Source organism: Burkholderia sp. BCC0419, assembly GCF_902830285.1.
In the GTDB taxonomy this organism is placed as follows: Bacteria; Pseudomonadota; Gammaproteobacteria; order Burkholderiales; family Burkholderiaceae; genus Burkholderia.
The window spans coordinates 761,686-781,770 of record NZ_CADESR010000001.1 but is presented as its reverse complement, the minus strand read 5'-3'; the positions used below and the strand labels follow the sequence as shown (position 1 = coordinate 781,770).

Annotated in this window: 15 protein-coding genes; 6 read left to right on the top strand and 9 right to left on the bottom strand. The window is 65.4% G+C overall.

The features are described 5' to 3' along the window. Positions 1-82: 82 nt before the first annotated feature. Genes HWW87_RS03485 through fdnG form a run of 3 tightly spaced genes read right to left on the bottom strand, consistent with a single transcriptional unit; the run spans position 83 to position 4,702 of the window. A complete protein-coding gene (locus HWW87_RS03485; protein ID WP_027805740.1) occupies positions 83-709 on the bottom strand; it encodes a formate dehydrogenase subunit gamma in 627 nt (208 codons plus the stop codon). Continuing rightward, positions 706-1,620, bottom strand: coding sequence for a formate dehydrogenase subunit beta (gene fdxH, locus HWW87_RS03480; RefSeq protein WP_175819240.1), 915 nt, complete (start codon positions 1,618-1,620; stop codon positions 706-708). Before fdxH ends, HWW87_RS03485 begins: the two co-directional genes overlap by 4 nt. Positions 1,621-1,630: 10 nt before the next feature. Then, a complete protein-coding gene (gene fdnG, locus HWW87_RS03475) occupies positions 1,631-4,702 on the bottom strand; it encodes a formate dehydrogenase-N subunit alpha (protein ID WP_175819239.1) in 3,072 nt (1,023 codons plus the stop codon). 143 nt (positions 4,703-4,845) lie between these two features. On the opposite strand from fdnG, the gene HWW87_RS03470 reads away from it, so the two are divergent. From HWW87_RS03470 to HWW87_RS03460, 3 genes are all read left to right on the top strand, one after another. Next, positions 4,846-5,811 (top strand): YihY/virulence factor BrkB family protein, encoded by a 966-nt coding sequence (locus HWW87_RS03470; protein WP_175819238.1) that lies wholly within the window; start codon positions 4,846-4,848, stop codon positions 5,809-5,811. A gap of 419 nt (positions 5,812-6,230) precedes the next feature. Continuing rightward, positions 6,231-7,388, top strand: coding sequence for a porin (locus HWW87_RS03465; protein ID WP_175819237.1), 1,158 nt, complete (start codon positions 6,231-6,233; stop codon positions 7,386-7,388). A 393-nt stretch (positions 7,389-7,781) separates the two neighbouring features. Further along, entirely contained in the window at positions 7,782-8,255 is a 474-nt protein-coding gene (locus HWW87_RS03460; protein ID WP_175819236.1) for a VOC family protein, read from the top strand. Positions 8,256-8,403: 148 nt separating this feature from the next. On the opposite strand, the gene HWW87_RS03455 is transcribed toward HWW87_RS03460, so the two are convergent. Continuing rightward, positions 8,404-9,195 (bottom strand): AadA family aminoglycoside 3''-O-nucleotidyltransferase, encoded by a 792-nt coding sequence (locus HWW87_RS03455; RefSeq protein ID WP_175819235.1) that lies wholly within the window; start codon positions 9,193-9,195, stop codon positions 8,404-8,406. 298 nt (positions 9,196-9,493) lie between these two features. Beyond that, the gene (locus tag HWW87_RS03450; protein ID WP_011548077.1) at positions 9,494-9,943 is read right to left on the bottom strand and encodes an HU family DNA-binding protein; all 450 of its coding nucleotides are present in this window, start codon (positions 9,941-9,943) and stop codon (positions 9,494-9,496) included. Positions 9,944-10,200: 257 nt separating this feature from the next. Between HWW87_RS03450 and HWW87_RS03445 the strand changes: the two genes are divergently transcribed. Further along, complete coding sequence (locus tag HWW87_RS03445) at positions 10,201-11,319, top strand: acyltransferase (protein ID WP_175819234.1); 1,119 nt, start codon at positions 10,201-10,203, stop codon at positions 11,317-11,319. 509 nt (positions 11,320-11,828) lie between these two features. On the opposite strand, the gene galU is transcribed toward HWW87_RS03445, so the two are convergent. After that, positions 11,829-12,716 (bottom strand): UTP--glucose-1-phosphate uridylyltransferase GalU, encoded by an 888-nt coding sequence (galU, locus tag HWW87_RS03440; RefSeq protein WP_006754479.1) that lies wholly within the window; start codon positions 12,714-12,716, stop codon positions 11,829-11,831. A gap of 230 nt (positions 12,717-12,946) precedes the next feature. Next, a complete protein-coding gene (locus tag HWW87_RS03435) occupies positions 12,947-13,090 on the bottom strand; it encodes a hypothetical protein (protein WP_006479318.1) in 144 nt (47 codons plus the stop codon). Positions 13,091-13,307: 217 nt separating this feature from the next. On the opposite strand from HWW87_RS03435, the gene HWW87_RS03430 reads away from it, so the two are divergent. Beyond that, positions 13,308-14,483, top strand: coding sequence for an acyltransferase (locus HWW87_RS03430; RefSeq protein ID WP_174391259.1), 1,176 nt, complete (start codon positions 13,308-13,310; stop codon positions 14,481-14,483). A gap of 505 nt (positions 14,484-14,988) precedes the next feature. On the opposite strand, the gene HWW87_RS36935 is transcribed toward HWW87_RS03430, so the two are convergent. Further along, positions 14,989-17,451, bottom strand: coding sequence for a glycosyltransferase family 4 protein (locus tag HWW87_RS36935; RefSeq protein ID WP_208449926.1), 2,463 nt, complete (start codon positions 17,449-17,451; stop codon positions 14,989-14,991). Between the two features lie 89 nt (positions 17,452-17,540). Here HWW87_RS36935 and HWW87_RS03420 point away from each other — a divergent pair, with 89 nt between their 5' ends. Then, positions 17,541-18,593, top strand: a complete 1,053-nt coding sequence (locus HWW87_RS03420; protein ID WP_175819233.1) for an RNA-guided endonuclease TnpB family protein — start codon at positions 17,541-17,543, stop codon at positions 18,591-18,593. 13 nt (positions 18,594-18,606) lie between these two features. Here HWW87_RS03420 and HWW87_RS03415 read toward each other — a convergent pair whose 3' ends face one another. After that, a complete protein-coding gene (locus tag HWW87_RS03415) occupies positions 18,607-20,073 on the bottom strand; it encodes a flippase (protein WP_175819232.1) in 1,467 nt (488 codons plus the stop codon). Positions 20,074-20,085 lie beyond the last annotated feature (12 nt).

Below are 20,085 nucleotides of genomic sequence, written 5' to 3'. Positions count from 1 at the left end.
GCCGACAAGTCGGCGCTTCGGGCGGTTCCGACGGCTGACGGGGCAGCCCGCCGCAATCGGCGTACCGCCCCGCTCCGCTGCGTTACTTCACGCTTTCACGGAACCACTTCGGGTGATGCTTGCGAGCCCAGCCCAGCGTGACGGTGCCGCGCACCATCGCGCCGATCGAACCCTTCACCCACAACGCCGCGTAAATGTGCACGATGATGCTCGCGATCAGCACGAAGGCCGCCACGGCATGCACGACAGCGGCCGCGCGGATCACCCCGATCGGGAAGTAGAACGAGAAGTAGCGCCGCCAGATCACGATTCCCGACAGCAGGAGCAGCAGCAGGCACGCCACCAGCGTGAAGAATAGCAGCTTCTGCCCGGCGTTATAGCGCCCGACCGGCGGCAGCTTGTCTTCCTGGTTGGTCAGCACGTCGCCGATCTGCTTCAGCCACTGCCGGTCGTCCGCATCGAGCGCATTGTGGTGCCAGAAGCGCACCACGAGGATCGCGAACGACACGAACATCACGAGGCCGACGAACGGATGCAGGATCCGCGTCCACTGGCCACCGCCGAACAGCGCGGTGAGCCAGAACATCGACGGATGAAACAGCGCGAGCCCGGACAGCGCGAGCAGCACGAACGTGATCGCGGTGATCCAGTGGTTCGTGCGCTCGTTCGGCGTGTAGCGGACGATCAGGTTGGGGTCGTCGTGGTTCATTGCGCGTCCTCCTTGATGCGTCGCGCTTCGTCGCGCGCGGCCGATTCCTCTTCGTCGCTCACCTCGTTCGGACCGACCCGCGTGTAGTGGAAGAACCCGGCCAGCGCGGTCAGCGCGAGGCCCGCGACCGCGAGCGGTTTCGCGATGCCCTTCCACAGCTTCACCATCGGGCTGATCGACGGGTTGTCGGGCAGCCCGTGGTACAGCGACGGCTTGTCAGCGTGATGCAGCACGTACATCACGTGCGTGCCGCCGACGCCCTGCGGGTCGTACAGCCCCGCATGCTCGAAGCCGCGCTCCTTCAGGTCCTCGATCCGCTCGGCCGCGTGCTGCTTCATGTCCTCCTTGGTGCCGAACACGATCGCGCCGGTCGGGCAGGTCTTCACGCAGGCCGGTTCCTGGCCGACCGCGACGCGGTCGGAACAGAGCGTGCACTTGTACGCGCGATGATCCTTCTTCGAAATCCGCGGCACGTTGAACGGGCAACCGGTCACGCAGTAGCCGCAACCGATGCAGTTCTCCTCGTGGAAATCGACGATCCCGTTGTTGTACTGCACGATCGCGCCGGGCGACGGACACGCCTTCAGGCAGCCCGGATCCTCGCAGTGCATGCAGCCGTCCTTGCGGATCAGCCACTCGAGGTCGCCCGCCGGGTTCTCGTATTCGGAGAACCGCATGACCGTCCACGAATGCTCCGACAGATCGGCCGGGTTGTCGTACACGCCGACGTTGGTGCCGACTTCGTCGCGCAGGTCGTTCCACTCCATGCATGCCGTCTGGCATGCCTTGCAGCCGATGCACTTCGATACGTCGATCAGCTTCGCGACGCTCCCGGTCACCGGTTCGCGCACCGTGGGCGGTGGCGTCGTGGTGGCCGAGACGCGCTTGATATCCAGCGATTGCAATGCCATCTCTTTCCCCTTACGCCTTTTCGACCTTCACCAGGAACGACTTGAATTCCGGTGTATAGGAGTTGCCGTCGCCCACGGACGGAGTCAGGGTATTGGCGAGATAGCCGGGCTTCGTCAGACCTTTGAAGCCCCAGTGCAACGGGATGCCGACCGTCTGGACCTTCTTGCCGTCGACCGTCAGCGGCTTGATCCGCTTCGTGACGAGGGCGACCGCGACGATGTAGCCGCGCTTGGACGACACCTTCACGCGCTCGCCATGCGCGACGCCGACTTCCTTCGCGAGGTCTTCGCCGATCTCGACGAATTGCTCGGGCTGGATGATCGCGTTCAGCCGCGCATGCTTGGTCCAGTAGTGGAAGTGCTCGGTCAGCCGGTACGTCGTCGCCACGTGCGGGAATTCCGCCACCTTGCCGAACGACGCGCGGTCGTCCGGGAACACGCGGGCGGCCGGGTTGTTCAGCGCCTGCGGGTTGTTCGGGTGCAGCGGGTTCGCGCCGAGCGGCGTCTCGAACGGCTCGTAGTGCTCGGGGAACGGACCTTCGTTCATCCCCGCGCGGGCGAAGAAGCGCGCGACGCCTTCCGGATTCATGATGAACGGCCCCATCCCGTTCTCGGGCGGTTCATCCGCCTTGAAGTCCGGCACGTCGGAGCCCTTCCACGTGCTACCGTTCCACCCGACCAGCTTGCGGGTCGGATCGAACGGCTTGCCGCTCACGTCGCACGACGCGCGGTTGTACAGAATCCGCCGGTTGGCCGGCCATGCCCATGCCCAGTTCAGCGTCTGGCCGATGCCGGTCGGGTCGGAGTTGTCGCGCCGTCCCATCTGGTTGCCGGCCTGCGTCCACGCGCCGCAGAAGATCCAGCAGCCGCTCGCGGTCGTGCCGTCGTCCTTCAGTTGCGCGAACCCGGCGAGCTGCTCGCCCTTCTTCGCGAGCGTCTTCGCCGGATCCTTCGGATCGGGCAGATCGGCGAGCGCTTTCCCGTTGAACTCCATCGCCAGTTCTTCGGGCGTCGGGCTTTCCGGGTTCGCGTACGGCCAGGTCAGGTTCACGATCGGGTCCGGGTACTTGCCGCCGTCCTTCTGGTACAGCTTGCGCATGCGCAGGAACAGCCCCGACATGATCTCGAGGTCGCTCTTCGCTTCGCCCGGCGGCTCGGCGCCCTTCCAGTGCCACTGCAGCACGCGGCTCGAACTCACGAGCGAGCCGTTTTCCTCCGCGAAGCAGGTGGTCGGCAGACGGAACACCTCGGTCTGGATCTTCGATGCATCGACATCGTTGTAGTCGCCGTGATGCTTCCAGAACTCGGACGTCTCGGTCGCGAGCGGATCCATGATCACGAGCCACTTCAGCTTCGCGAGGCCGGCCGCCGTCTTCACCTTCGACGGCGCCGCCGCGAGCGGATTGAAGCCCTGGCAGATGTAGCCGTTCATCTTGCCGGCATTCATCAGCTCGATCGCCTGCAGCAGGTCGTACTGCTTGTCCAGCTTCGGCAGGTAGTCGTAGGCCCAGTTGTTCTCGGCGGTGGCCGCATCGCCCCACCACGACTTCATGAAGCTGACGTGGAACGCCTTGTAGTTCTTCCAGTAGCTCAGCTGGTTCGGCCGCAGCGGCAGCTGCACGCGCTTCTTGATGTACGCGTCGAAGTCCTGCTCGGCCTGCATCGGCAGCGTCATGTAGCCCGGCAGCAGGTTCGACATCAGCCCGAGGTCGGTCAGCCCCTGGATGTTCGAGTGACCGCGCAGCGCGTTCATCCCGCCGCCGGCGATGCCGATGTTGCCGAGCAGCAGCTGCACCATCGCGCCGGTGCGGATCATCTGCGCGCCGACCGAGTGGTGCGTCCAGCCGAGCGCGTACAGGATCGTGCCGGCGCGGCCGGGCACGGCCGTGGTCGCGAGCATCTCGCACACCTTCAGGAATTTGTCCTTCGGCGTGCCGCAGACCTGCTGGACCATATCTGCCGTATAGCGCGCGTAGTGCTGCTTCAGCAGGTTGTACACGCAGCGCGGATGCTGCAGCGTCGGATCGACCTTCACGAACCCGTCGTCGCCGCGCTCGTAGTCCCAGCTCGATTTGTCCGGGTACGCGTGCTTCTCGGCGTCGTAGCCGGAATAGATGCCGTCGTTGAACGCGAAATCCTCGCGCACGATGAACGAGAAGTCCGTGTAGTTCTTCACGTACTCATGCTGGATCTTGTCGTTCGTCAGCAGATAATTGATGATGCCGCCCAGGAAGACGATATCGGTGCCGGTGCGGATCGGCGCGTAGTAATCGGCCACCGAGGCCGTACGCGTGAAGCGCGGGTCGACGACGATCAGCCGCGCCTTGCGGTGCGCCTTCGCCTCCGTCACCCACTTGAAACCGCACGGATGGGCCTCGGCTGCATTGCCGCCCATCACGAGAATCACGTCCGCGTTCTTGATGTCGACCCAATGGTTCGTCATCGCTCCACGGCCAAACGTCGGGGCAAGACCTGCCACCGTCGGGCCATGTCAGACACGCGCCTGATTGTCGAATGCGAGCATCCCGAGACTGCGGATGGTCTTGTGCGTCAGGTAGCCGACCTCGTTGCTGCCCGCCGACGCGGCCAACATGCCGGTCGTGAGCCAGCGGTTGACCTTCGCGCCGTCTTCGGCCGTCTCGACGAAGTTCGCGTCGCGGTCGGCCTTCATCAGCTTCGCGATGCGGTCGAGCGCGTCGTTCCACGAGATGGGTTCCCACTTGTCCGAGCCGGGCGCACGATACTCGGGATGCGTCAGGCGGTTCGGGCTGTGGATGAAGTCGATCAGGCTCGCGCCCTTCGGGCACAGCGTGCCGCGATTGACGGGGTGGTCGGGATCGCCCTCGATGTGGATGATGCTCGGCTGCGCATTCTTCGCGCCGTCGCCGAGGCTGTACATCAGGATGCCGCAACCTACTGAACAGTAAGGACAGGTGTTGCGCGTTTCGACGGTGCGCGCCAGTTTGTACTGTCGGACCTCGGCCAGCGCTTCGGACGGAGAAAAGCCCATCAGGGCAAGACTCGATCCGGCAAGCGACGTGGCCGTCACCTTCAGGAACTGGCGCCGGGACATTTGTAGCATGGCGGTCTCGGCGTTATTGTGGGGTGGGTGCAACTGAAAGGAATTATAGACAGTTCAGGCAACTATGATCGAATCCTCGGATCAATACCGATTTGTGTGATCAACTCTGCGATGATCCGCGTTCCGCGCGCAACCGAACCGTCATGAAACGACAGATCACTTCCGAAGCCACCCGTCTCGCCCAGCAGCAGGCCAACTGGGCCCTCACCGCATTCAAGCGCTTCTCGTCCGACCGCTGCTCCGCGATGGCCGCGGGCATCGCGTTTTTCTCCGCGTTCTCGCTCGCGCCGACCCTCGTGATGGTGATCGCGGTGGCCGGCTGGTTCTACGGCGACGACGCCGCGCGCGGCCAGGTATTCGAACAGGCGCACCAGCTGATCGGCGACGATGCGGCGGCCTCCATCCAGACGATCGTGCAGAACGCGCACCGCGCGGGCGAACGCGGCGGCATCGCCACGCTGATCTCGTTCGCCGCGCTCGCGATCGGCGCGTCGGCCACGTTCGCGTCGCTCAGCGCGGCGCTCAGCGTGATCTGGCCGGCCACCGAAAGCCGCTGGTCGAGCATGCTCGGGCTGGTGCGCGTGCGGCTGATCTCGTTCGGGCTCGTACTGGGCGTCGCGTTCCTGCTGATCGTGTCGCTCGTGCTCGACACCGCGATCACGTTCATCGGCACGTGGCTGCTCGGCGATTCGCCGTACGTGGTCGTCACGAACCTCATCCAGTTCTTCGTCGGCATCGCGGTGCTCGCGGCCGCGTTCGCGGCGTTGATGAAGTTCCTGCCCGATGCGCGCGTCGCGTGGCGCGACGCCGCGATCGGCGGCATCGTGTCCGCGATCCTGTTCTCCGGCGGCAAGAAGCTGTTCGCGCTGTATCTCGCGCATGCGGGCACCGCAAGCGCGTTCGGCGCGGCCGGATCGTTCGCGGTCCTGCTGATGTGGCTGTACTTCTCCGCGATCGTGCTGCTGCTCGGCGCGGAATTCGCGGCGGCCCGCGGCAACGCGCATCGGGCAGCCGAGAAGCCGGCGCCGGCCGCGTCCGCTCAAGCCGCTCATCAAGCCGATCAAGCCGATCAAGCCGGTCAAGCCGAGAATCGCCCGCGCGACGACTGATTGACCCGCCCGCTGAAAACGGCCGCGCATCGATCTCGCGCGCGCCCGGCACATCCGCCCGCACCTTTGCAACCCCGCTGTCCGCCGCGCCTTCGCGCGGCGTCGGCGCTTGCTTGACACGTCGGCGCGCAAGCACCTGCAACCGCAAACGTTTGCACACCCTCGATTCCCTGCTGCAACGGGCCGAAACAGGAGATCCACCGACATACGTATCAACTATTGAAACAATCGCGGCGCAGCAATTGTCAACTATTTCAAAAACAGGAACAGTTTCTGATGTGCTTGATATATATAGACTTTTTCCCGCTGTTACCTTTTCGAGACACTTTATTTTTTAAGCTTTCTTGCGTGTATGGCACTGAGCTATTCTCCAATCCGCAACAAATAACGATGAATCACTTGCGTGGAGAAACTCAACGATGAAGAAACTTGCTCTCTCGACCCTCTCGCTCGCCCTGCTGGGTGCGGCCGGCGCTGCTCAAGCTCAGTCGAGCGTGACGCTGTACGGCGTGATCGACACGTCGATCACCTATGTTCACGGTAACGATGGTCAAGGTAACAATTCGTGGTCGATGGGTAGCGGCAACCTGCAAGGCAGCCGCTTCGGCCTGAAGGGTTCGGAAGACCTCGGTGGCGGCCTGAAGGCGATCTTCCAGTTGGAAAACGGCTTCAACTCGGCATCGGGCGCGCTGGGCCAAGGTGGCCGCATGTTCGGTCGCCAGGCTTTCGTCGGCCTGCAAAGCGACCAGTACGGTACGCTGACGCTGGGTCGCCAGTACGACCCGCTCGTCGACCTGGTTCAGGCAGTCACGGCTGACAACTACTTCGGCAGCGTGTTCGCCACGCCGGGTGACGTCGACAACAACGACAACAGCCTGCGCGTCAGCAACGCGATCAAGTACACGTCGCCGGTCTGGGCAGGCCTGCAGGTCGAAGCGATGTACGCACTCGGCGGCGTCGCCGGCGCAACCGGCAAGGGTCAGACGTGGGCGGCAGCTGCAGCGTACAACAACGGCCCGCTCGGCCTGGCTGCCGGCTACTTCCACGCGAACAACTCGGCTCCGCTGAGCACGACCGGCCAGCGCACCGGCTGGGCCGGCACGTCGGACGCGATCTTCGACGGCTCGGGCAACTTCATCAACAACGCGTACTCGTCGGCATCGTCGATCGGCATCGCGCAAGTCGCTGGCCAGTATGCATTCGGCCCGGTGACGTTCGGCCTCGGCTACAGCAACGCGCAGTACAAGGCTGATGCGAACTCCGGCTTCGGCACGAACCAGAAGTACAACACGGGCCGCGCATTCGTCACGTACCAGGCATCGGCACCGCTGCTGCTGGGCGTCGGCTACATCTACACGAAGGGTAGCGGCCAGACGGACGCCAAGTACCACCAGGTTTCGCTCGGCGCGGACTACTCGCTGTCGAAGCGTACGGATATCTACCTGGTTGGCGCATACCAGCACGCAAGCGGCAAGAACGCCGACGGCAGCGATGCGCAAGCGTCGGTCGGTTCGTACGGCATCGCCGGCAAGAGCTCGCAGGAAATCGTCGCGCTCGGCCTGCGTCACAAGTTCTAAAAACGAAGTATCCGGCGTGCATGGCGTCTCCGATGCCCTGCCGCCGACCTGGAAAGCCAGCCCCGGTTTCGGCCGCGGCTGGCTTTTTTTCGTCCGTCTCCGGCAGGCCGGGCCGACATCGCCTCCAGGGCCTCCGCGCCAAAGCCGGGACCCGACATAGGCTGGCGAGCCGGCAGCGGCGCCTGGCGGCTGCAATGCCCCCGCAACACCGTTTCCGATGCCCGGAGAGGTCGCCGTTTCTCCGTAGGACGACTACCATCCGCACAGCCGGTGCCGCCCGGCTCAATCGATGCGGAATTTGTTTGCGCCGCGTGTCGATTCCGGCAGGCGTCGTCCGTCGTATCGATGGCGGCACATGGTTTGCCCCGGACCCATACAGACAGGAGACTCGTCATGACGATTCAGAAGATCACGCCTTTTCTCTGGTATTCGACGGAAGCCGAAGAAGCAGCGGCCTTCTATGCCGGCATCTTTCCGGATTCGCGCATCGTGCGCGTCACGGCGGTGCCCGGCACCGACAGCACGCGGATGGTCGAATTCGAGCTGTTCGGGCAGCCCTTCCTTGCGATGAGCCACCCGCGCACGGAGGCGTTCAACCATGCGATCTCGCTGCTCGTCAGCTGCGCGGACCAGGCGGAACTCGATCGCTACTGGAGCGCCCTGCTCGACAACGGCGGCACGGCCGACGGTTGCGGCTGGCTGAGGGATCGTTATGGCGTGTCGTGGCAGATCGTGCCGGAAGCGCTCATCCCGATGATGGCCGACCGCGACGCGGTCAAGGCGACACGCGTGGCCGCCGCGATGATGCAGATGACCAAGTTCGACGACGCCGCGCTGAAGGCCGCCTTTGCGGGCACGGCGGGCTGACGATAAGCGTCGGGCTGCGCTTGCGTGACGCCGCGCCGGATCGCCTGCACGCACCCGGCTCGAAGGTTTGCGCATGCAGCCGGCTCGCAAGCGTTCGCTATCCCTGGCCGGCCGGTAAGCCGGTAGCGTGCTTCGTCGGCGCCCGTTGCTACGCCGACAGCATCGACTCGACCGTGCGCCGCGCGTAGCCGATGAATTCGGCCAGCGGTTCGCCCGACAGGATCGCCGCGCCCGCTTCGCCATCGAGATAGGCAGCACGCGCAGCCGCTACAACCGGCCGGTGTGCGTCCGGCAAGCGCTCCAGCACCCACGTCGCGGCGACGTCCTTCGGCGCGATCCTGCCGGTCGCGGCGCTGTACCAGATGCGTGCGAGCGCGAGCACGATGTTGCACTCGTCGCCGCGCCAGTCCGGTTCGGCCTCCCACTGCGCAACGGTCGCGAGCAGCGCGGCGGCGAAGTCGCGCGCGGGCACCGGCTCGAACAGCACGTCCGCGGGCGGCCCGACCAGCGCGACACTGTGCTGTCGCGCCTTCGTCAGCAGGATGGCCAGATCATGATCGACCCGTGGCGGCTCGACGATGCCGGCTTCCAGATCGCTGCGCAGCCATTCGCCGAACTGCAGCTCGCGTCGCGCCGGATGACGCCACGGCACCACGTCGCCGTGCGCGATGACGGTGACCTCCAGTGCACGCATGCCGCCGCTGCAACCGGGCGGCGCCGACGCACCGAGCAGGTCGCACATCAACGCGTGCCGCACCGTTTCGTCGGGCCGTGTCGTCACCGTCACCAGCAAGTCGAGGTCGCTGCGCGGTTTGAGGCCGCCGTCGAGCGCCGATCCGAACAGATGGATCGCTTGCAGCGTCGCACCGAGATGCGGCTCGATCGCGGCGCGTGCGGCGGCGACCTGGACCGTGATCTCTTCCGGGATGACTTCAGTCACGATGGACAGGTGTCACGATCTGCACGCAACAGGCACAACAGGCGCGGCACGTGCGACTCGCGGCGACGGAAAACGGCCGGCACGAACGACGATTGTCATTCGGCGTTACCCGTGCGCGATACGTCGCTCGCGGGCATCGAGCGCCGCCTGTCGAACCGCCGGACATCGCGAACCCATCGGCGTCTTCGCTGCCGCGCGCTTTGCGCGGCGCAATAAAAATCCCCGCACGCTTTCGCGTACGGGGATCTCGGGACATCGCAACGGCTGCCGACATGCATTCGGCAATCGTTGCACGGCATTACGCTGCCGCGTCCTTCAGCTTCTTCAGCGCACGTGCCTTCACGCGCACGCTGGCCGGCTTCGCCGGGAACCAACGCTCTTCGCCCGTGAACGGATCCTTGCCGAAGCGCTTCTTCTTCGCCGGCACGACTTGTGCCGTGATCTTCAGCAGACCCGGCAGCGTGAACTCGCCTGCGCCCTTCTTGTGAACCGAGCCCAGCACGACGTTCTCGAGTGCGACGAGCACTGCCTTGACCGCCTTCACTTCGACAGCTGCGCGCTCAGCGATGTGCGTTGCGAGCGATGCCTTCGTGAACTTGTCCTTCAGCGGCGTCGGAGCAGCCGGTGCTGCCTTCGCGACAGCCTTCTTGGCTACTACTTTCTTCGCGGGCGCAGCCTTTTTGGCAGCCACTTTCTTGGTGGCCGGTGCGGCAGCCTTCTTGGCCACCTTTTTTGCGGAAGTCGCCATGTTTCTCCTACCAGGTGTGGTCGTTGGATACACGAAGCGTGCAACGCGCGCGCTTCAACGCCGGATTCTACAAGCGCCTTGACGCTTCGTGCAGTACTTTTATGCGTTTTCACGGGGTTTCCCGCAGGTTTTGTTGCGCGCGACCGACTTCATCGACGCTCGAGCGTGAAAAAATGCCTTCACGTATACGTCCGAACGCGAATTACGTTCGATATTTGCGCACCTATACTGGGCTCGCTCAATGCCCGGATGCCTCCATGCGCGAAGTCAGATACGTCAAAGGACTCGACGGCCTGCGAGCCCTCGCCGTCATCCTCGTTTTCCTGTCCCACAAGGGCCATGTCCTTGCCGTCGACGTCGGCAAGCTTGGCGTGTGGACGTTTTTCCTCATCAGCGGATTCCTGATCGTCGGCGAGTTGCATCGCAACCGCCAGGCGGTCGAGCGCGGCACCCTGACGCGCCGCCACGCGCTGGCGCTGTTCCTCGCGAAGCGCGCGCTGCGGATCTTTCCCGTGTATTACCTGCTGCTCGCGGCGCTCGCGATCGCGCACGCGCTGTTCTACCAGCGCGGCGTCAACCTCGGGCTCGCATGGCACGCGGTGTTCCTGTCGAATTACTGGATCGGCGTCGTCAAGGACGGCTGGCCGGGCTCCACGTCGCACTTCTGGAGCCTCGCCGTTGAACAGCAGTTCTATCTGATCGCGCCGCTCGCGCTGCTCGCGGTGCCCGCCGCGCGACACGTCGCGCTCGGCGTCGCGGCCGTCGTGCTGTGCGCGGTCGCGCATCTCGCGCTCTACCTGTCGGACGCGTCGCCGGTGCTGATCTACGCGTTTTCCCCGTGGAATTTCGCGTTGATCGCGCTCGGCGGCGTCGGCGCGATGGCGCTCGCCGATCGCGGCGCGGCCGCCGCGCGCCGCGTGCCGCCCGGCTGGCTCGGCGCGGCCGGCGTCGCCTTCTTCCTCGTGCTGCCCGCCTGCACGGCGTTGCCCGATGCGGTCGCGGGGCTCGCGGATCTCGGCCTGTCCGTGTCGCTCGGCGCGCTGATGCTGTGGATCGTCAACGAGCCCGAGCATCCCGTCGTCGCGCTGCTCGACTGGGCGCCGCTCGCTTATCTCGGCACGATCAGCTACGGCTTCTACCTGTTCCACAACCTGATTCCGGCGCGCTTCGGCGTGCTGCCCGCGTCGTTCGCGCACGTGCCGATGCCGGACATCGTCCGCGACGCGCTGCCGGAAATGCTGCAATTCGCGCTCGCCGTGCTGCTCGCGCACCTGTCCTGGCGCTATCTCGAAAAGCGGCTGCTCGACTTCAAGAAGCCGATCGCCGCGATGCTGGCCCGGTACTTCGCCGCACAGCCGAGCGCGTCGCCGCGCTGAGCGAGACACCGGCACGGATGCGACGCAGCCGGCCAAGGCGCGGCGCACCGGCGACGCCGGGCACCGAAACGGTGCGGCGCCAGCCCCTTCTCTATCCGCAACACATGCAGCGTCGGCGGATGGAAGTCCGCGCAAGGCATCGGGGTGCGTCGGCGACGTCCATTGCGAATCGACGCCGGTCGAGCATCGACGGCTATCGCGTCGCGCAATCGTCGATCAGGCCGCACGCGACCGGCACGTCGGCACCGGCTTGATCGCCACGGCCGCCCGGGTATCGCACGCCGCATGCCGCATGCCGCATGCCGGTAATCGAACCACGGCCCCGCGTCACGCCGGAATCACTGCGCACGCATCCGTTCGAACCCGCCCGGATGCGGCACGGCCGATCACCCCGCCACGCCGCGCGCCCCCCCCGCCTCGCCCGCACGCACGCAAAAAAGCCCCGGCGCACAAGGCAGCCGGGGCCAACGGAACAACCACCACCTGAAACAGCGGAGCAGTGCGGCTGCTTATGCGACAGCAGCCAGCGCGGGCAAGCAGGTACGCAGGTACGCCTCGAATTCGCGGCTCACTTCCGGATGCTGGAGCGCAAGCTCGACGGTTGCCTTCAGATAGCCGATCTTGCTGCCGCAATCGAAACGCGTGCCGAAGTAGCGATACGCGAGCACCTGTTCGTTCGCGAGCAGCGACTGGACGGCGTCGGTCAGCTGCAGTTCGCCGCCCGCGCCCGGCTTGAGCTTGCGCAGATGATCGAAGATCGTCGGCATGAACACGTAGCGGCCGACCACGCCGAGGTTCGACGGCGCATCCTCCGGCGCCGGCTTCTCGATGATGCCCGACAGCTTGATGATGTCCTCTTCCCACTCCCGGCCTTCGACGACGCCGTACGAGCGGCTGTCCTCGCGCGGGATCGTCTCGACCCCGATCACCGAGCTGTGATAGTGGTCGAACACGTCGACGAGCTGCTTGAGCACCGGCTGTTCGCCGTGCAGCAGGTCGTCGGCGAGGATCACCGCGAACGGCTCGCCGTGCACGAGCTTCTCCGCGCACAGCACCGCGTGGCCGAGACCGAGCGCTTCCGGCTGGCGCACGTAGAAGCAGTTGACGTGGCTCGGCTTGATGCCGCGCACGAGCTCGAGCAGCTTTTCCTTGCCGCGCGCCTCGAGCTCGGCCTCGATCTCGTACGACTTGTCGAAGTGATCCTCGATCGCGCGCTTGCTGCGCCCGGTGACGAAGATCATCTCGGTGATACCGGCGTTGATCGCTTCCTCGACCGCGTACTGAATCAGCGGCTTGTCGACGACGGGCAACATTTCCTTCGGGCTCGCCTTCGTTGCCGGGAGGAACCGCGTTCCGAGACCGGCAACGGGAAACACGGCCCTGGTGACTTTCAACATGTTCGCATCCTGATAGCGTTGACTGCGCCGCGTCGACCCGCGACCCGGCGCGATTGTGTTCCGAACGGCATATCGAGAATCGACGGTACTGCCAATTCCACTCCGTTCATTTTCGATATGAACTGATTGCCCAATTATTTCAAAAAAAATATAATCGTTTCAACCCGGTCGATATTGCCGAACCGATTGCCGAAGCAGAAACAAATTACCGATTTTCCAGATACAAATTCTTACGATTCGAATTCCTCGATATAGGGCACGCCGCCCCGCTCGAGGCCCGGGCGAATCGGTTCGTTCTTCAGCGCCTCACGGTACGCCGACAGCACGGCCATGACCAGCAGTACTGCAGCGCTCGCGATCCAATGCATGTCCATCTTGCCGCTCCTTGCATCAATCAACTGGAGCTTCAAACTATCAGAAAAAAATCGGCAAATAATTGTAGCCCCTCGAGACTCCGCTTTCAGGCCGGCATAAATCCATGATGTGGAATACCGATATTTCCGGGCGGTATTTTTTTATTCATTGACCGAATTCTTGCGCATTACGATTGGATGAAACTTCCCGTCCATCCGTCGCAAGGAATCGAATCGCATGCAAGCTTTCAGCGGATCGTCTCTGGCCGCGCCGCCCGTCGCCGATCACAAGGAACACGTGATCGACGCGATGCGCGGCTTCGCGGCGCTGCTCGTCGCCTATTTCCACTGCCGCCAGGTCGTCTGGGTCGGCATGCAGAGCTTCCATCAGGCTTACGGCCACGCACTGAGCCCGGGCGTGATCGCCGGCTACCTGACCTTCCCGTTCGCATGGGGCTCCGCCGGCGTACCGATCTTCTTCGTGATCAGCGGCTACTGCATCCACCGCAACGCGGCGCTCAAGCTCGCGGCCAATCCCGCGTACCGGCTCGACGCGCCGAACTTCTGGGTGCGCCGCTTCGCGCGCATCTATCCGGTGCTGCTCGCCGCGCTGCTGTTCACGCTCGCGCTCGACGCGGTCAGCCTGCAGATCGAGCCCGTCAGCCACAAGATCCGCGACGTCGGCCTCGTCGCGTTCCTCGTGAACCTGTTCTCGCTGCAGGGCGTCGCCGGCTACACGTACGGGTCGAACGGCGCGCTGTGGACGCTGTCGCTCGAAGTGCAGTTCTACGCGATCTACCCGCTGCTGTTCGCGCTGCGCCGGCGCATCGGCATGCCGGCCGTCGTGGCCGCGGTCGCGCTCGTCAACGTCGCGTCGGCGTGGCTGCTCGAACGGCACGACCTGCAGTTCTTCACGTCGTACTGGCTGTCCTGGACGATCGGCGCATGGATCGCCGACGTGCGCGCGCAGCAGTCGCGCGGCACGGCCGTCGTGCCGTCGCGCGCGTGGTACGTCGCGGCCGCCGTGCTGCTGGCGGCCGGCTGCGGCGCGTTCCATTTCGGCCAGTACGGCGCGTTCCAGCTGTGGTCGGCCGGCTTCGCGTGCTTCCTGTACCGCGCACTCGCCCGCCCGCCACGCCCGACGCCGCCGCTGCGCGTGCTGAGCTGGTTCGGCGACTTCAGCTACTCGCTGTACCTGATCCATCTGCCGCTGTTCGTCTGCCTCGGCTCGGTGCTGTTCCACTCCGAACTGCAACTGTCGATCTGGCCGTCGTTCGCGTTCATGGCCGTCGCGATTCCGGTGGCGTACCTGTTCTACCGGATGTTCGAACGGCCGGCGATGATGTGGTCGGCCAGCTTCAAGCCGACCCGCGCCGCCCGCGTCGCAGCATCGGCACCGGAACAGACTGCCTGAGCGCGCCGTTCCGGCGCTCCCCGCCCCCGTGCAGCGTCTGGTTGCGCGGGGGCTTTTTCATGAGCGGGACAGGTGCGGGAATGCGGCTGCGCGGCGGGGCGCGGCGCGTGCGACGTCCCGACGTGTATCAGCCGTGCGTAGCGCCCGCCTGAGCGGCCGCGCTACCGTCGCGCCGGCCATCCCACCCGATTCCCTGCGCGATCGGACCGCGCCGCCTCCTGGCGTCCGCAAGGCGATCCCGATGGAACCGCTTCCGATCCAGGGCCCACGAAGCAAGCATCCGGGCATCCGACACCGGCGGCGTCCGGCAAGCCGAGCATCGACGGCGGCGACGGAACGAGCCAACGCGACCGGAAATTCATCCAGGCCTGCCGCAACAGCCCGCGCTGAACGCACGAGACAGACCTCCCCAAAGACGAAGCCCCCATGCAGCGCAACACCGCATGAGGGCCCGTTTGCCGCCGGTTCACGACGCTCCGCGTCGCGGGCCGCCGCCGGCTGCCGGCTACCGCTTCTTCGCCTTCGCGGCCTTGGCCGTATCCGCGAGGATCTTCTCGACCCGCTCCACGTAGGTTTCAGTCCCGAACCGGCGCACCGCGGTCGCGCGCCCGCTCGCGACGAGCCGCTCGCGCAGCGCGCCGTCGCGCTTGAGCGTCGCCAGCGCATCGGCCAGCGCGGCCGCGTTGCCCGGCTCGCAGAGCAGCCCGTTGTCGCCGTCCTCGATGATCTCGACGACGCCGCCCGCACGCGCCGCGACGACCGGCCGGCGCGCGAGCATCCCCTCGACGATCACGCGCCCGAACGGCTCCGGCGTGATCGACGTGTGCGCGACGACGTCGACCGCCGTCATGCATGCGGCCACGTCGCGCTGGAACCCGAGGAAATGCACGCGTGCGTCCATCCCGTGCTGCGCGACGTATTCGTGCAGCTGCGCCGCATAGTCGTCCTCGCCGAACAGCGGCGCGCCAACCAGCACCACGTGCATGTCGGGATGCCGCGCGGCGGCCTCCAGCAGCACGTGCTGCCCCTTCCAGCGCGCGAGACGGCTGAACGAGCCGACCAGCCACGCGTCGGTGGGCAACCCGAGGCGCGCGCGCAGCGCGGCCTGGCTTACGCCTTCCAGCGCATCGAACGGTTCGGCCGAAATGCCGTTGAACACGACGTCGACGTGCTGCGGCGTGAAGCCCGTCAGCGCGCGGAACGCCTGCGCGGATGCGTCGGAGTTCGCGATCACGCGCGTGACACCGAACCGCGCGCAGTACTTGATCGCCTGCAACTGCTTGCCGCCGAAATGGTCGGTGCTGACGATGTCGCGCAAATGCCAGACCACCGGCTTGCGCGCGAGCCGCCCGGCGAGCGCGGCGACCACCATCGCGCGCTGCGTGTTCGCGTAGATCACCTCGGCGCGACGCGCGCGCCGGGCGACGTCGCGCACCAGCCGCACGAGTTGCTTCACCGCGCCGAACGACACGCCGCCCTGCTTGCGCACGCCCGCGAGCGCACCCTGCTCGACCACGTCGACGCGCGCGCCGATCTCGTCGAGCGCCGCACGGAACGGGCCGTCGTCGAACAGCAGCACGTCGGCGTTCGCGCGCATGTGCTTCATGATCTCGAGCAGCGACAACTCGGCGCCGCCGAGCACGCCGCTCTGGTCGAGCACGAGCGTCGCCGGGCCGCGCGTGGCCGGCAGCGGGGCGGCCATGCCGCGCTGCGCGGTCGAGCCGGGCAGTGCTTGCTCCACGTAGTCGAGGAAGCGCCGCCGGAACGTATCGGCGGAAAACCGCTCCGCGTTCGCGCGGCACGCGCCCGGCGTGAAGCGCTGCGGCGCGCGCTCGAAATCGTCGACGGCCGCGACGATCGCGTGCGGCGTCTGTTCGTCGAAGAAGAGCCCGGTCGGGTTCAGGTTCGATTGCGGGTCGAGCACGGTTTCGAGCGCACCGCCCTTGCCGTACGCGATGACCGGCGTGCCGCACGCCTGCGCCTCGACCACCGAGATGCCGAAATCCTCCTCGGCCGCGAACACGAACGCCTTCGCGCGCCGCATCCGGTCGTGCAGCACCGCGAACGGCTGGTAGCCCATGATCTCGACGTTCGGGCCGGCCTTCGCGCGAATCTTCTGCATCTCGGGGCCGTCGCCGATCACGACGAGCTTGCGCTCGGGCGTCTTCGAGAAGGCCTCGACGATCAGGTCGATCTTCTTGTACGGCACCATCCGCGACGCGGTCAGGTAGAAGTCCTCCTTCACCGCGTTCAGCGAGAACGCGTCGACGTCGACCGGCGGGAAGATCACCGCCGCGTCGCGGTGATAGACCTTCTTGATGCGCCGCGCGATGAACGCGGAGTTCGCGACGAAACCGTCCACCGCGTTCGCGGTGCGCGTGTCCCAGTTGCGGATGTAATGCAGGATCATCCGCGCGAGCAGCGATTTCGGCCCGTGCGTGAGATTGGACTGTTCCAGATACTGGTGCTGCAGGTCCCACGCATAGCGGATCGGCGAATGCACGTAGCTGATGTGCACCTGGTCCGGTCCGGTCAGCACGCCCTTCGCGACCGCGTGGCTGCTCGAGATCACGAGGTCGTACTCGGACACGTCGAGCTGCTCGATCGCGAGCGGCATCAGCGGCAGGTAGCTGCGGTACTTGGTGCGTGCGAACGGCAGCTTCTGGATGAACGACGTCGTCACCGGCTTGCCGCGCACGAACGCGCGATCGTCGAGGAAATCGACGAGGCTGAACAGGTCCGCGTCGGGAAAGCACGCGACGATCTGTTCGAGCACGCGCTCGGCGCCCGCATAGGTGACGAGCCAGTCGTGGACGATCGCCACGCGCAGCGGGCGGGACGCATGACGGGCGCCCGCTTGCCCTGCCGATTCGGTCCGGCGCAGCGCGGCGGCAGTACCGGCTTCCACCACGGTGCCGTCGGCCGTGGCCAGGTTCAGGATGGCGTGTTCCGCTAGATCGCGATTCATCAGTCGCTCCATGAAACCCCGCCATTGATGACGGGAGGGAAAGGAGTGCTGTTGACAGGCAGCTTCTTCCACGGGTTAGTCTCACCGGTATGATTCTTGTCTACCGCTACCGGGTGAAATCGCTCAACGGACTGCTCAACAAGCAGAGCCGTGCGGTGAACTACGTCTGGAACTTCTGCAACGACACGCAGAAGCACGCGCTCAAGTGGCGCAAGAAATGGCCGACCGGCTTCGACCTGAACGTGCTGACGACCGGCAGCAGCAAGGAACTCGGCATTCACTCCGGTACGGTCAACGCAACGTGCGAGCAATACGCGAAATCGCGCAACCAGCACCGGCGCCCTTACCTGCGTTATCGCGGCAAAAAATCGCTCGGCTGGGTGCCGCTGAAAGGCCGGGAACTGAAGCGCGAGGGGGCTGCGTTTCGCTTTGCCGGCAATACCTTCCGTGTGTTCAGTAGCCGGCCGCTTCCCGAAGGCAAGATCAAGGACGGCACCAACTTTGCGCAGGATGCGCGTGGCAACTGGTTCTTGAATATCGTGATCGAGATACCCGATGCTCCGACTCGCCCGATTCGTTCGGGTGTCGGCATCGATCTCGGCCTGAAAGACTTCGCCACACTTTCGACCGGCGAGAAACTGCCCAATGACCTGTTCGGTCGGCGAGCGGCGGAAAAGTTGGCGAAAGCGCAGCGAGCACGAAAGCACAAACGACATATTGCGAAGCTGCACGCCAAGGTGGCGAACGCCCGAGCCGATTTCCAGCACAAGCTCGCGCTCGATCTGGTGCTGCGCTTCGATTACATCGCAGTGGGCAATGTGTCGGCCGCGAAACTCGCCAGAACCAGGATGGCGAAGAGCGTCTACGACGCAGCCTGGTCGTCCTTCCGAAGCAAGCTCCGTTACAAAGCGATCGCGCACGGAGCCACGTTCGAGGAAGTGGACGAAAGCGGTTCTACCCAGTCCTGTTCGGCGTGCGGGTCGAAAGACAGCACGACGCGGCCGAAAGGTATCGCGGGACTGCGAATAAGAGAGTGGGCCTGCGACGGCTGTGGTGTCGTGCATGATCGTGATATCAACGCTGCGCTGAACATTCTCCGATGCGGACGTGCATCGCCGGTTGTGGGAATCCGCTGCCTTTAGGCAGTGGAGGACGTCAAATGGTTTTCCTCGCATTGAGACGGACAAACAGGTCACGCACGAGCGCGCGCAGCCCCGGCGTCATCGTGAGCGACCACGCGACGTTCAGCACCAGCACGACCGCGCACATGCCGATCGACTCGCCGAGCCCCGACCAGGCCTGCGCGAGAAACAGGCTCGCGAGCAGGAAGGCCAGGTGCGCCAGCATGTCGAGCACGATCGCGCGCATCCGGATCGCCGACAGATACAGCAGCACGCCGTAGTCGACGAGCGCGCGCGCCGCGACGACCACCGCCGCGCCGATCAGCCCGAAGTGATGAATGCCGAACCACAGGCCGCCGACGAAGAACGGCATCTCGACGAGCCCGGCGAATGCCGCGCGGGCCGGGTTGACCTGCGACTGGATCAGGATGCGCGTGACGCTCGCCTGGCCGACGAGCCATACGCTGATCACGAGCACGCGGCCGACCGGCGCCGAATGCGCGGCGAGATCGGCGCCGACCCACAGCGTCAGGAACGGCGCAAGCGCGAAGATCGCGACGATGCCGACCGGCGTGAACACGCCGTTCAGGAATTCGAGCGACTGGCGCGCGAGGGTATCCGCATGATCGCGGCCGACCGCCGACAGGCGCGGGAACAGCGTGCGCACCAGCGCGTTCGGCAACATGTTCAGGCGCGTGACGAGGTTCTGCGGCACCGTGTAGTAGGTGACGAACTTCGCGCCCATGCCGGCGCCGAGCATCACGCGGTCGAGCGTGTCGGCGATCATGCTCGTCATGCTCGCGATCAGCATCCAGCCGCCGAAGTTGAACAGCCCCTTCGCGGTGCCCCACTGCGGCGGGTCGATGCGCCGGATGCCGAGCACCTTGATGCTGGCCTGGCCGAGCATCACCGCGGCGATCAGGCGCGCGACGACGGCCGCGGCGAGCACCGTCTGCAGGTTCGGCGCGATCCACCACGCGGCGCCGAGCGGCAGCAGCTGGAACAGGAACGTGCCGATCGTCTGGTTCGTGTTGAACACGCCGAACCGTTCGGCGCCGTTGATTGCGCCGGCGAACACCCACGACACGTTCGCGAGCGGAATCGCGAGCGCGAGCCACGGCAGCGCCAGATACACCTCGTGCTGCATCACGGCCGACACCTTCGTGAAATACGCGGTGTAGACGAACGCGCCGAAATAGATCAGCAGCCCGCCCGCGATGCCGGTGCCGAGATTCAGCCAGAACGCGCTCCAGAACACGCGCGCGCTTTCGTCGTCGTCGCCGCTCGCGAGCGCCTTCGAGATGTGATTCTGCGCGGCCATGCTCATCCCGAGATCGAGGATCCCGAAATAGCCGATCAGCGTCCACACGAGGCTGACGACGCCGTAGCGTTCGACGCCGAGCGCGTGGATATACGCGGGCACCGTCACCAGCGACACGAAGGTCGGCAGGATCAGCCCGATGAAGTTGATCGAAACGTTCTTGAGTATGCCTTTGTCCATGCTTAAGCCTTG